Here is a 13,417-nt window from a genome sequence, read left to right on the forward strand (position 1 = left end):
AGCATCGCGGGGTTGTGTACCATCAGACCCACTGTGGGAGCGGCGGTGCGGCGACCCGACTTGCCCCGCGATAGGTTTTACCCTTCAGCCGCGGGCAAACGCCACTGCCCGCGCCACCTGCTCCGCCGTTGGCCGTACCCCGGTGTACAGCACGAACTGCTCCAGCGCCTGCAAGGCAATCACCTCCAGCCCGGTAATCACCGGTATGCCCAGACGCTGGGCTTCGACGATCAACGGCGTCAGCGCCGGCATCGCCACCACATCGAATACCCGCTGCGCCGCCGCTATCGCCTCGGGGGCGAAGGCCAACTGTTCGGCTTCAACCCCACCGGCCATGCCGATCGGCGTGACATTGACCAACATCGGCGGGCACAGGTCGCCCAGCTCTGCCTGCCAGCGATAGCCACAACTGTCGGCCAGTTGCCGCCCGGCTTGTTCATTGCGGGCAACGATGATGCCCTGGCTAAAGCCGGCATCGCGCAGGGCACTGGCCACCGCCTTGGCCATGCCGCCGCTGCCGCGCAGGGCAAACGCCGTCGACGGGTCCACCTGGTGACGCAGGAGCAAATGGCGCACGGCCAGGTAGTCAGTGTTATAGCCTTCCAGGTGGCCATTGGTATTGACGATGGTGTTGATCGACTCGATGACCGCCGCCGACGGGTCAATGCCGTCGACCAGGGCCAGGCAGGCTTCCTTGTAAGGCATCGACACGCCACAGCCGCGGATGCCCAAGGCACGGATACCGGCAACGGCTGCCGGCAGGTCATCGGTAGTCATGGCCTTGTAGTAGAAATCCAGATCCAGCTGCTGATACAGATGGTTGTGAAAGCGCACGCCAAAGGTGCCCGGACGCCCGGCCAACGAGATGCACAGCTGGGTGTCTTTGCCTGGAAATGTTGCCATTGAAATCTCCTCAGGAAACGGACTGGCACTGCGCCCTCGCCCGCCGCAGACCGCTGATCGGCCCTTACATAACCTTTACTCTGAACCTGTGTGATTTTTTCGGTTCCCGCAGTCTTATAAATATCCCCGACGTCGGCGTTGTGCTGTGAGGAGTGGCTATGAACTGTCGTGGCTGATGATCACTATCAAGCGCGTTGATTTCAACCACCCGGCCCTCGACGCTAAGGTAGGCCCATGACTCACGGGAGGAACCCCAATGGCCCCTATCAACATCATGTCCGTCATCGGCAGCGCCGTCCCCACCTCGCTCAGGGAGTTGGGCTTGCTGGCCTGCTGGTACCTGGTGCGCAATGGCGAAGCGATCTCCGGGCCATTGACCTCCTTGCCGGCCGCCCAGGCCCTCGCCGAGCGTCTCGAGGGCCCCGGCCTGCAAGCCTGAGGCCTGCCCACCGTTTTATCGTGCGTTGCTCCGCACAGCCCCTTGCCCCGCCCTTTGGCGGGGCTTTTTATGGGCCGCTGAAAGGCACTTGGATTAAGTTTTTTTCATCTGCACGATAGCGCTGTCCGGGCAATCGACAGCAACTAGGCCATACTCCTAAAATGCAGCGGTTTTTGGGGAAAACCCTTGCACAGCCAACGACATAACAACTTCTAGTGAGCCTCAACGTGAAAACTTCCCTTTCGATTCTAAGCCTGCTGCTGTTGCTCACAGGTACTGCGACTGTCACGTCGACCGCTGCTGCTCAACCCCCGGCCCAGCAACAACGCGATCCAGCGAAATTGCACCTGGCCTCCGGCAGCGCCCTGCTGATCGATCTGCAAACCAACAAGGTGCTCTACGCCAACAACCCTGACCGGGTGGTGCCGATCGCTTCGGTGACCAAGCTGATGACCGGCATGGTGGTGCTCGACGCCAAGCAGAACATGGACGAGATGCTCACGGTCACCATCGCCCAGAACAAGGAAATGAAAGGGGTGTATTCGCGGGTCAAGCTGGGCAGCCAGCTCAACCGCAAGGACATGCTGCTGATCACCCTGATGTCGTCGGAAAACCGCGCGGCCTCAACCCTGGCGCACAACTACCCGGGCGGTTACAACGCCTTCATCAAGGCGATGAACGCCAAGGCCAGGGCATTAGGCATGAGCCACACCCGTTATGTTGAGCCGACGGGGCTTTCGACCAGCAACGTGTCCACGGCCCGCGACCTCAGCAAGCTGCTGATGGCCGCGCGTAACTACCCGCTGCTGAGCCAGTTGAGCACCACCCGCGAGCAGACCGTGGCGTTCAAAAAACCCAACTACACCCTGGGCTTTCGCAACACCGACCACCTGGTCAACAAGAGCAACTGGGACATCAAGCTGACCAAGACCGGCTTCACCAACGATGCCGGCCACTGCCTGGTGCTGTTGACCAGGATGGACAACCGCCCGGTGGCCATGGTGATCCTCGATGCGTTCGGCAAGTACACCCACTTTGCCGACGCCAGCCGCATGCGCCAGTGGCTTGAGACCGGCAGCACCAAGCCGGCCCCGGCAGTGGCCATGCGCTACAAGTCAGAGCGCACGCAGAACCGTCAACTGGCTGACTGAAAACAAAAGGGCCTGTGCATGCACAGGCCCTTTTTCGTTTCAGGCGTTGGTGCTGACCAACGAGCCCGAGCTGCTGCCACCGGCTTCGGTCAGCGCCTTGAGCAGCGTTGCCGTGGCGCTGGCGATCGACGCCGTGGTCGCGCCCACCGCCGATTGCGCGGCAGCAACAGCGGAAGCCTTGAGGATCGGCTCCATGTCGCTGGCCAGGACTTCCTGCAAGCGTTTCTGCTGCTCGGCCAACTGCTTTTGCATTTTCTTGATCATCTCGCGCAATTGCTTGATGTGCGCCGGTTCTTCGCCGGCACTAGCCTCTTCCTTTTCCTTGGCCTCTTCGGCCTTGCCGCTATCACGCAGCTTGGACAGGTCGACGCTGACCGCGCCCGCCGCTTCCATCCCGGCCTGCCTTTCCTGGCCGGTGACGGTGATGCCGGTGTTGATGCCGCTGTTCAATGGGGTCCCGTTGATTGATACGGCGCTAAAACCTGCCATGTTTCTATCGTCCTGATGGTATTGGGGTTAACCCGGCTATCGGCCGCAGACGCTGAAACTTGAACCCGGCGCTCGCCCGGATAAATTTGCCCGCACGCCACTCGTCCCTCCTGATAACCAAGCTTTGCCCACGGCACGCCTGTGCACCGGGCAAACCGCTCCGATCAGCCTAACGTCGAGATGGCAATGACCACATCCCGTTCCCGCAAAGCCCTCTACATCGGCCTGCCCCTGGCCCTGGCAGTGGCCGCTGCCACCGCCGGCTACCTGTACTTCAAATCCCAGCACGGCTACCCGCGCCCGATCGTCGAACAGGCCAATGCCCTGCACGAGCACATGCTGTCGTTCGATAGCCATGTCACTGTGCCGCTGAACTTCGGTAGCGCCGGCAACGAGATCGACAAGGACGGCCACGGCCAGTTCGATCTGGTCAAGGCCGGGCAAGGGCGTTTGTCGGGTGCGGCGTTGACCATTTTCGGCTGGCCGGAGCTGTGGAACGGCGCCAATGCCCCGCACCGCCCGACCCCGGGCTTTGTCGACGAAGCCCGGCACCAGCAGGAGGTGCGCTACAAGATCATCAGCAACATGGTCCGCGACTTCCCCAACCAGGTCGGCATTGCCTATACCCCGGATGATTTCCGGCGCCTCAATGGCGAAGGTAAGTTCGCCGTGTTCATCAGCATGCTCAACGCCTACCCGCTGGGCCACGACCTGTCACAGCTGGACCTGTGGGCCAAGCGCGGCATGCGCATGTTCGGCTTCAGCTACACCGGTAACAACGATTGGGCCGACTCCTCGCGCCCGCTGCCGTTCTTCAACGACACCGCCGACGCCCTCGGCGGCTTGTCGCCACTGGGCGAGCAGGCGGTCAAGCGCCTCAACGCACTGGGGGTGATCATCGATGTGTCGCAAATGTCGACCCTGGCCCTGGAGGACGTCGCGCGCCTGAGCCAGGCGCCGTTCGTGGCCTCGCATTCGGCGCCGCGGGCGCTGGTGGATATTCCGCGCAACCTCAGCGACAAGGAAATGCAGCTGATCAAGGACAGCGGCGGCGTCATCCAGGTGGTCGGTTTCGGCCAGTACCTCAAACCGCTGAGCAAGCCGACCCTGGACAAGCTCGAAGCCCTGCGCGTGCGCTTCGACCTGCAACCGCTGCAAGGCCTGGCCAACGCCCTGATGCCCGGCGACGCGGTAATCGCCATCTGGCCCGAGGCACGCTTTGGCGAGTACGCCAGCAGCCTCTACGGCATCCTCGATCAAGAACCCAAAGCCACCCTCAAGGACTTTGTCGATGCCATCGACTACACGGTGAAGAAGGTCGGCATCGACCACGTTGGCATCAGCTCCGACTTCAACGACGGCGGCGGCCTGGAGGGTTTCAAGGATGTCAGCGAAATCCGCAACGTCACCGCCGAACTGCTCACCCGTGGTTACTCCGAGGCCGACATCGGCAAGCTGTGGGCCGGCAACTTCCTGCGGGTGTGGGCGCAGGTGCAAAAAACCGCCCAGCCCGTTGCCGCCACCGCCACCCCTTGAGCCGGAAGCCGCCCGCCATGACAGATCGCCGTACCTTTCTCAAGCAGGCCGGCCTGCTCGCCGCCAGCCTGCCGTTGCTACCCGAGGCGCTGGCCACCCCGACCGCGCCGCTGAGCGGCAGCGACAAATGGCGCAACCTGCGCCAGCTGTTCCCCCTGGATCCGGACTACGCCCACTTTGCCAATTTCCTGGTCACTGCCCACCCGCGCCCGGTGCAGGAAGCCATCGATTACTACCGCGCTGAAGTCGACCGCAACCCGGCCAGCCGCATGGACTGGGAGAGCCAGTACGAATGGCAGCGTGAAGGCGAGGTCCGCCAGTGGGCGGCGCGCTACCTGCAAGTCAGGCCCCGGCAGATCGCCCTGACCGGCAGCACCACCGAAGGCCTGGGGATGATTTACGGGCGCTTGCAGGTCAGCCCGCAGCAGGAAATCCTCACCACCGAACACGAGCACTATTCCACAAACCGCACCCTGGCCTTTCGCCAGCGCCACGAAGGCACCCAGGTGCGCAAGCTGCGCCTGTTCAGCCAGCCCTGGGAAATTTCCACCGACCAGGTGCTGAGCACGATCGACCAGGCCATCACCCCCAACACCCGGGTGCTGGGCATGACCTGGGTGCACTCGGGCAGCGGCGTAAAGCTGCCGGTCGGGCAGATCGGCGAACTGGTGCGCCGGCACAACCGTGACCGCGATGAAAACCAGCGGATTATTTACGTGGTCGACGGCGTGCATGGCTTCGGTGTCGAGAACAGCACCTTCGCCGACTTCAACTGCGACTACTTCATCGCTGGCACCCATAAATGGATGTTCGGCCCGCGTGGTACCGGTATCATCTGCGCCGCCTCGGAGAAGATGCAGCACCTGACCCCGACCTTCGCCACCTTCTCCGAGGACGAAGATTTCGCCACCATCATGACCCCCGGCGGCTACCACGCCTTCGAGCACCGCTGGGCACTGGGCAAGGCCTTCGAGCTGCACCTGCAACTGGGCAAGGCCGATGTCCAGGCGCGCATCCACCAGCTCAACGACCTGCTCAAGCAGCGGCTCAAAGAGCACAAGGCCATCGAACTGGTCACCCCGCTCAGCAGCGAACACTCGGCGGGCTTCACCTTCTTCAGGGTCAAGGAACGCAACGCCGATGCCATCGCCGCCTACCTGGTGCAGAACCGGGTAATGGTCGACGCCGTGTCGCGCGACGTCGGCCCGGTGATTCGCTTCGCTCCGGGCCTGCTCAACAACGAGCAGGAAATCGATCGGGCCATGGCCCTGCTGATCAAAAAACTCTGAAAAGGCCTTCGCATGTCTTCACCACTGCTCTACCCGCTATCCGTACTCGCGCTGCTGACCAGCATCGCCAGCGCCCAGGCCGCCGACGCGGTACAACCGGGCAAGGTCTTTCGCGACTGTAAAAGCAGCTGCCCGGAAATGGTCATGCTGCCGGCCGGCCGTTACACCATGGGCACCCCGGACGACGAAGTCGGCCGCCAGCCCGACGAAGGCCCGCAACACACCGTGACCTTCGCCAAGCCGTTCGCGGTCAGCCGCTACCAGGTAACTGCCGGTGAATGGGACGCCTACCTGCGCGAGTCCGGGGCCAAGATTGCCGACGGCGACACCCGCCCGGGCCGCGAGTGCAAGGCCAGCAAGCCGCGCTACCAGCAAGGCCCGCGACAACCGGCGGTGTGCATGAGCTATCACGATGCCCAGGCCTATGCCGACTGGCTGACGAAAAAGACCGGCAAGCACTACCAGTTGATCAGCGAAGCACAGCGCGAATACGCCGCCCGCGCCGGCAGCAACGGGCCGTTCCCGTTCGACATGGACCCGGACGGCGACTACCAGATCAGCCGCAACGCCAACGTCTACGGGCCCAGGGATGGCTTCAGTTTCAGCTCGCCGGTGGGCAGCTACCCGGCCAACGCCTTTGGTGTGTACGACATGCACGGCAACGTCTACGAATGGGTCGCCGACTGTTATCACGACAGCTACGAAGGCGCCCCGAACGACGGCAGTGCCTGGCAGCAGGCCGACTGCAAGGTGGTGGTGATTCGTGGCAACGACTGGGGCGAGGCGCCGATTTTCTCGCGCTCCGGCAACCGCAACGCCAACCTGCCAGGCAACCGCGGAGACTGGATTGGCGTACGCCTGGTCCGCGAACCGTGACGGGCCAACGGCGCTAAATTGTCCCGCAAGCCACTCGTCCTATCGTTGTAATCCCCAAGCCCCGGGGGCCGCCTTCGAGGCTATCGGCCCCGACACTGAAGGAACCGATAGCATGAGCCAGATCCATTTCCCCCAGAAGGTCCACGACCTCGTCGGCGTGGGCTTCGGCCCTTCCAATCTGGCCCTGGCCATTGCCCTGGAAGAGCTCGCGCAAACCAATGGTCACGCGCTGGATGCGCTGTTCATCGACAAGCAGCTGGACTACCGCTGGCACGGCAACACCCTGGCGACCCAGAGCGAACTGCAAATCTCCTTTCTCAAGGACCTGGTGTCGCTGCGCAACCCCACCAGCCCCTACAGCTTCGTCAATTACCTGCACCAGAAGCAGCGCCTGGTCGACTTCATCAACCTCGGCACCTTCTATCCCTGCCGCCTGGAGTACAACGACTACCTGCGCTGGGCCGCCGAGCACTTCGCCACGCAGGCCAGCTACGGCGAAGAAGTACTGCGCATTGAGCCGGTGCTCGACAGCGGCCGGATCCGCCACCTGAAGGTCATTTCGCGTGACGCACAGGGCCAGGAGCATGGCCGCCTGACCCGCTCGGTGGTCGTCGGCAGTGGCGGCACACCGAAAGTCCCCAGCATCTTTGCGGCCTTCAAGGACGACCCGCGAGTCTTCCACCATTCTCGCTACCTCAGCAGCCTGGCCGGCTTGCCCTGCACCGAAGGCAAAGCCATGCGCATTGCGATCATCGGCTCGGGGCAAAGCGCCGCGGAAGCCTTCATCGATCTCAACGACAGCTTTGCGTCGGTCAAGGTCGACATGATTGTGCGTGCCTCGGCGCTCAAGCCGGCCGACGATAGCCCCTTCGTCAACGAAGTCTTCGCCCCTGTGTACACCGACCTGGTGTTCAACCAGAGCAGCCCGGAGCGCAAGAAGCTGATTGACGAATATCACAACACCAACTATTCGGTCGTTGATATCGACCTGCTCGAACGCATCTACGGCATCCTCTATCGCCAGAAGGTCGCCCATCAGTTCCGTCACGCCGTGCTCTGCCGCCGCCAGGTGCAGGCGGCCACCGCCACCGCCGATGGCATCGAGCTGACCCTGGAAGACCTCTCGACCGGGCAACAGCAGACCCATCGTTACGATGCCGTGATCCTCGCCACCGGCTACGAGCGACGCTCGCACCGGGAACTGCTGGCACCGCTACAAGACTACCTGGAGGACTACAGCGTCGGCCGCGACTACCGCGCCCTGGCCAGTAGCGACCTGCAGGCCGCGGTGTACTTGCAGGGTTTCTGTGAAGCCACCCATGGCCTGAGCGACACCTTGCTCTCGGTGCTGCCGATTCGCGCGGCCGAAATTGGCCAGTCGCTGTACGACACCCTGGGCAAGCAGGCAGTACCTGCTTTTGCCACTTCCCATGCGCCGACTGCGCTGACCAGCGCCTGAGCCAGGAACCCTTCATGAGCAAGCAATACCGTGGCGCAATGCGCGAGCTGTTGGCGCTGTTGCGCCCTTTCTGGCCGCAGGTGGTCGTGTCGATTGTTCTGGGCATGATCGGTGGCTTGAGTGTCACCGCCTTGCTGGCGACCATCAACGATGGCCTGCACAGCCCGCAAGGCCTTGGCCCGTCGCTGATTGCCAGTTTCGCCGGGCTGTGTGTGGTGGCGTTACTGAGCTCGATTCTGTCCGATATTGGCAGCAACCGCATCGGTCAGAAGATCATCGCCAACCTGCGCAAGGAGCTGGGGGAAAAGGTCCTCAGCGCCCCGATCGGGCAGATCGAACGCTACCGCAGCCATCGCTTGATTCCGGTGCTGACCCACGACATCGATACCATCAGCTCGTTCGCCTTCGCCTTTGCGCCCCTGGCCATTTCCCTGACCGTGACCCTGGGCTGCCTGGGTTACCTGGCAATGCTGTCCTGGCCAATGTTTGTCATGATGCTGCTGGCAATCGGCATCGGCACGGTGATCCAGTACGTGGCCAGGGCTCGTGGCATCAAGGGCTTCATGGCCGCTCGCGAAGCCGAGGATGAACTGCAGAAACACTACAGTGCGATCGCCGAGGGCGCCAAGGAGCTGCGCATCCACCGCCCCCGGCGCCAGCGCATGTTCGTCGCGGGGATACAAAAGGTTGCCGAGCATATCTGCAATACCCAGATTCGCTCGATCAATACTTTCGTGATTGCCAAAAGCCTCGGCTCGATGCTGTTCTTCGTGGTCATCGGCCTGGCCCTGGCCCTGCAGTCGTTCTGGCCGAGCGCCGACAAAGCGGTAATGAGTGGCTTCGTGCTGGTGTTGCTGTACATGAAGGGGCCGCTGGAGCATCTGGTCAGCACCCTGCCCATAGTCAGCCGGGCGCAGATCGCCTTTCGCCGGATCGCCGAGTTGTCCGAGCAGTTTTCATCGCCCGAGCCGCACCTGCTGCTCAGCGACCAGGGCGCGCCGACAGTGAGCGTCGAGCGCCTGCAACTGCTTGATATCTGTCACAGCTACCCGACCCGGGACGGCTGCGCGCCCTTTCACCTGGGGCCGGTCAACCTGGATATCCGCCAGGGCGACATTGTCTTCATCGTCGGCGAAAACGGCTGCGGCAAGACCACGCTGATCAAGCTGTTACTGGGGCTCTACCCGCCACAGCAAGGCCAGATCCGCCTCAACGGCGAGGTCATCGACGATCGCGCCCGCGATGACTACCGGCAACTCTTCACCACCATTTTTGCTGACTATTACCTGTTCGACGACCTGGTCAATGACGGCCTGCAGGTACCTGCCCAAGCCTCGCAATACCTGGAACGCCTGGAGATCGCTCACAAAGTCAGTATCCGTGACGGCGCCTTCAGCACCACCGACCTGTCGACCGGGCAACGCAAGCGCCTGGCACTGGTCAATGCCTGGATCGAAGAGCGCCCGGTGCTGGTGTTCGATGAATGGGCCGCCGACCAGGACCCGACGTTCCGGCGCATTTTCTACACCGAGCTGTTGCCCGACCTCAAGCGCCTGGGCAAGACCATCATTGTCATTTCCCACGACGACCGTTACTTCGATATCGCCGATCAACTGATCCGGATGAAGAACGGACAAGTCGTGGCCGAACGTGCCATGGCTTGAAAAAGAAAAAAGTTTTCCGGATTTGGCCTGCTAGAGCGTCTTACAAAAAATACTAATCATTCTCACTTGTTTGCCTTCGCGCTGGAGCCTCCGTTGACCACTGCATACCGCTTGCCACCCTTCACCAGGGCTTTGCTGATTCGTCGGACTTTAACCAGGCCACTGGCACTGAGCAGCCTGGTCGGCCTCAGCGCCCTGGCTGTCACTGCCCAGGCCCATGCGCAGATGGTCGCGTTTGCAATTCCAGCGCAATCGCTGGCCAGCGCCCTGCAGGCGTTCGGCACCCAGGCCAACATCCAGATTCTCTACAGCCCCGACGACGTCGCCGGGCTTAGAAGCCGCGCACTGAACGGCACCAAGGAGCCTGCCCAGGCGATTGCCGAACTGCTCGGCGGGACCAGCGTGCGCTACAACCTGCAAGGCGATGTGCTGACCATCCATGGCAACAAGGGCGGCGCCGACCTGACCCTGGATGCCACCACGGTCAACAGCTCATCCCTGGGCCTTACCACTGAGGGCACCGGGTCCTACACCACCGGTGAAACCAGTACGGCGACCAAGATGAACCTGTCGCTGCGCAAGACCCCGCAGTCTGTCAGCGTAATCACCCGTCAGCAGATCGAAGACCAAGGGCTGTTGAGCATCGCCGATGTGCTCAACCAGACGCCCGGGGTGACGGTCAGCCAGGACAATACCGAGGTCAATACCTTTTATTCCCGGGGCTTCGAGATTTCCAACTTTCAGTTCGACGGCCTGCCCAGCCTCAGCACCAATGCCCCGTTGCGCGACAACTACGGTTTGATCGGCACCGCCATTTACGACCGTATCGAGATCCTGCGCGGCTCGGCCGGCTTGCTCAATGGCACCGGCTACCCGTCGGGCGTGGTCAACTTCGTGCGCAAAAAACCGACCGCGCAGTTCCAGGGGCATGTGACCGCCGGCGCGGGCAGCTGGGACCAGTACCGCACCGAAGTCGACCTGTCCGGCCCGTTGACCGACAGCAAGCATATTCGTGGCCGGATGGTGGCTGCCACTCAGGATGAAAAAAGCTACATCGACTACCTGCGTCGTGAAGACCACGTGTTCTACGGCATCATCGAGGCCGACCTGTCCGACAGCACCACCTTCGCTTTCGGCATGGACTATCAGAAAGGCAATGCCGACGGCTCGACCAACTCCAACCTGCCGGCGTTCTACACCAACGGCGCGACGGTCAAGCCGTCGCGTTCGACCAACTCCGGGGCAAAATGGTCGTACAGCAACACCGAAACCCAACGCTACTTCGCCAACATCGAACACCATTTTGAAAATGACTGGCTGCTCAAGGTCGAGACCAATTTCCGCCGCTATGACGTCGACAACCTCACCGCCACCGCCAACGGCCAGATCGACGCGGTCACCCACTCGGCCAACGCCTTTACCAGCAAGTACTACTCGACCTCCAAGGAAGTCGACGTAGCGGCTTATGCCACCGGCCCTTTCCAGCTGTTCGGGCGCACCCATGAAATGGTCATGGGCCTGAACTGGGCACGCAACGAAAACGAATCCGGTACCCATTCGTTCGGCAGTTACAAGATCGATGACTTTTTCAACTGGGACAACAATCCGGTCAAGCCCAGCAAACTGTTGTTCACCGTGCCTTACGACACCGTTGCCCGTGAGCGTGCCGGGTACTTTGCGACCATCCTCAAACCGACGGACCGGCTGAACGTGATTCTCGGTTCACGGGTGACCGACCACTACTGGAACCAGGATGGTTTCAACCCGTTGCTGCCCAACCCCAACACCCATTACAACTCCCGCGAAAGTGGCGTGGTCACCCCTTACGCGGGCATCACCTATGACCTGGACGACTACCACACCGTTTACGCAAGCTACGCCGATATCTTCAAACCGCAACCGTTCAACCCCGATCGCAACGGCACGCCGCTGGAGCCACTGACCGGTGAAAGCTACGAAGTGGGGATCAAGGGCGAATACTACGAGGGTCGCCTGAACGCCAGCCTCGCGCTGTTCACCTCCAAGCAGGACAACGTCGCCGAAGCCGACGGCCTGCGTGTGGACATTCCCAACGCCACGGCTTACAAGGCGGTGTCAGGCGCTACCACCAAAGGCTTTGAAATCGAAGTCTCGGGTGAACTGCTTCCCGACTGGAATGTTCATGGCGGCTACACCTACCGCACCTCCGAAGACAAGGACGGCAACAAGGTCAGCACCACCCAGCCTGAACAGATCGCCCGGTTCGCAACCACCTATCGCCTGCCCGGCCTGCTCAACCGCATGACAGTGGGCGGCAACGTCTCGTGGCAGAGCAATATCTACTACGACACCACCCTGGGCTTTGGCCCCGGCGCAATCCCCGCCCGCTTCGACCAGAAGGGCTACACCCTGGTCGGCCTGCTGGCCGGTTACGATTTCAGTGACAACCTGCGCGGCAACATCAACCTCAACAACCTGACCGACCGCAAGTACTTCAGCGGCATGGGCTCCTACGGTTCGACCTTCTACGGCGAGCCGCGCAATGTGATGGCCAGCCTCAAGTATTCGTTCTGATCCAGGGCACAGGAAAAAGGGGCACTGAACGTCGGTTCAGTGCCCCTTTTTCATGGCCAGGGTGAAACCTTTGCCTCAACGCTCGAACGCCTGGCGCAGGTCTGCGCATAACTGCGTGTAGATGTCCGTGACCTGGCCAACCACCGAGCCCAGGCGCAAAAAGTCATGGGTCAGGCCGGGGTATTCCCTGAGCGTTACAGGTACGCCCTGCTCCTGCAGCCGGTGTGCGTAGGCCCGGCCCTCATCAAGCAGCGGATCAAGCCCGGCCAGGGCAATGCAGGCGGGGGCAACGTTGCTCAGCTTATCTGTCAGCAACGGCGAAAAGCGCCAGTCACAGCGGTCTTGCGCAGCACTCTGGTAGTGCTGGTAGAACCACTCCAGCGTCTGGCTCTCGAGCAAGTAGCCTTCGGCGAACAGCTCCATGGAGGCGCTGCGCCGGGAGGCATCCGTCACCGGATAGCACAGGAGTTGCAAGCGCGGCTGCAGCGCCGCGTCCGGCCCTGCCTGGGCAGCCTGGGTCGCCAACACGGTGGCAATGGTCGCGCCGACACTGTCGCCGGCAAACGCGACGCGGGCAAGGTCCAGCTGCAGGGCCCGGGCCTGGCCGGGCAACCAGGCCAGGACATCCTCGCCATCGAGCAGCGGCTGCGGAAAACGGTGTTCGGGCGCCAACCGGTAGCCCACCGACAGCACCGCACATTGGCCGCCTGCGGCAAACTCGCGACAAACGCCATCGTGCGAATCCAGGCTGCCCACCACGTAGCCACCGCCGTGGAAGTACACCAGCAACGGCAAGGCCCCCTCGCATTGCCGGGCACGATACAGGCGCACCGGCACCGCGCCGCCATCGCGGCTGGTGACCGTCAGTTCCTGACAGTCGAGCCGCTGCTCGACGGGCCAGCGCAGTTGCTGGGTAGTCTGCTCGAACGCGGCCCGGGCCTGCTCCGGGGTTTGTTGATGAAAAGGCAGATCGAGCGGGCCGCGGCTTTCCTCGGCCAGGTCGAGGAAATCAGCAAGATCAGGGTGCAAAGACATTTGAGCTTCCTAAACGGTGTATC

11 protein-coding genes are annotated in these 13,417 nt (G+C 62.2%); 8 read left to right on the plus strand and 3 right to left on the minus strand.

Annotated elements, in window-relative coordinates:
• Positions 1-84 precede the first annotated feature (84 nt).
• Entirely contained in the window at positions 85-903 is an 819-nt protein-coding gene (locus tag LOY22_RS17075) for a shikimate 5-dehydrogenase (RefSeq protein ID WP_045194586.1), read from the minus strand.
• A gap of 256 nt (positions 904-1,159) precedes the next feature.
• On the opposite strand from LOY22_RS17075, the gene LOY22_RS17080 reads away from it, so the two are divergent.
• Positions 1,160-1,342 (plus strand): hypothetical protein, encoded by a 183-nt coding sequence (locus LOY22_RS17080; RefSeq protein ID WP_093381111.1) that lies wholly within the window; start codon positions 1,160-1,162, stop codon positions 1,340-1,342.
• A 227-nt stretch (positions 1,343-1,569) separates the two neighbouring features.
• Positions 1,570-2,493: a D-alanyl-D-alanine endopeptidase gene (gene pbpG, locus LOY22_RS17085; RefSeq protein ID WP_258594139.1), complete on the plus strand. Its 924-nt coding sequence runs from the start codon at positions 1,570-1,572 to the stop codon at positions 2,491-2,493.
• Between the two features lie 39 nt (positions 2,494-2,532).
• Here the strand turns inward: pbpG and LOY22_RS17090 are convergent, their stop codons facing one another.
• The gene (locus LOY22_RS17090) at positions 2,533-2,982 is read right to left on the minus strand and encodes a hypothetical protein (protein ID WP_249744418.1); all 450 of its coding nucleotides are present in this window, start codon (positions 2,980-2,982) and stop codon (positions 2,533-2,535) included.
• Positions 2,983-3,168: 186 nt separating this feature from the next.
• On the opposite strand from LOY22_RS17090, the gene pvdM reads away from it, so the two are divergent.
• The 6 genes from pvdM to LOY22_RS17120 all read left to right on the plus strand — a co-directional run bounded on the left by pvdM (position 3,169) and on the right by LOY22_RS17120 (position 12,359).
• On the plus strand, positions 3,169-4,518 hold the full coding sequence (gene pvdM / locus LOY22_RS17095) for a pyoverdine-tailoring dipeptidase-like protein PvdM (protein WP_258594141.1): 1,350 nt from the start codon (positions 3,169-3,171) through the stop codon (positions 4,516-4,518).
• Between the two features lie 17 nt (positions 4,519-4,535).
• On the plus strand, positions 4,536-5,807 hold the full coding sequence (locus LOY22_RS17100; RefSeq protein WP_258594143.1) for an aminotransferase class V-fold PLP-dependent enzyme: 1,272 nt from the start codon (positions 4,536-4,538) through the stop codon (positions 5,805-5,807).
• Positions 5,808-5,819: 12 nt separating this feature from the next.
• Entirely contained in the window at positions 5,820-6,683 is an 864-nt protein-coding gene (locus LOY22_RS17105; RefSeq protein ID WP_093381102.1) for a formylglycine-generating enzyme family protein, read from the plus strand.
• A 112-nt stretch (positions 6,684-6,795) separates the two neighbouring features.
• On the plus strand, positions 6,796-8,142 hold the full coding sequence (locus LOY22_RS17110) for a lysine N(6)-hydroxylase/L-ornithine N(5)-oxygenase family protein (protein ID WP_093381099.1): 1,347 nt from the start codon (positions 6,796-6,798) through the stop codon (positions 8,140-8,142).
• 14 nt (positions 8,143-8,156) lie between these two features.
• Entirely contained in the window at positions 8,157-9,806 is a 1,650-nt protein-coding gene (locus LOY22_RS17115) for a cyclic peptide export ABC transporter (protein WP_093381096.1), read from the plus strand.
• A gap of 93 nt (positions 9,807-9,899) precedes the next feature.
• Positions 9,900-12,359 (plus strand): TonB-dependent siderophore receptor, encoded by a 2,460-nt coding sequence (locus LOY22_RS17120; RefSeq protein ID WP_052676483.1) that lies wholly within the window; start codon positions 9,900-9,902, stop codon positions 12,357-12,359.
• A 75-nt stretch (positions 12,360-12,434) separates the two neighbouring features.
• On the opposite strand, the gene LOY22_RS17125 is transcribed toward LOY22_RS17120, so the two are convergent.
• Entirely contained in the window at positions 12,435-13,394 is a 960-nt protein-coding gene (locus LOY22_RS17125; protein ID WP_258594146.1) for an alpha/beta hydrolase, read from the minus strand.
• Positions 13,395-13,417: the final 23 nt, after the last annotated feature.

Origin of the sequence: Pseudomonas sp. B21-035, assembly GCF_024748945.1 — a bacterium.
In the GTDB taxonomy this organism is placed as follows: Bacteria; Pseudomonadota; Gammaproteobacteria; order Pseudomonadales; family Pseudomonadaceae; genus Aquipseudomonas.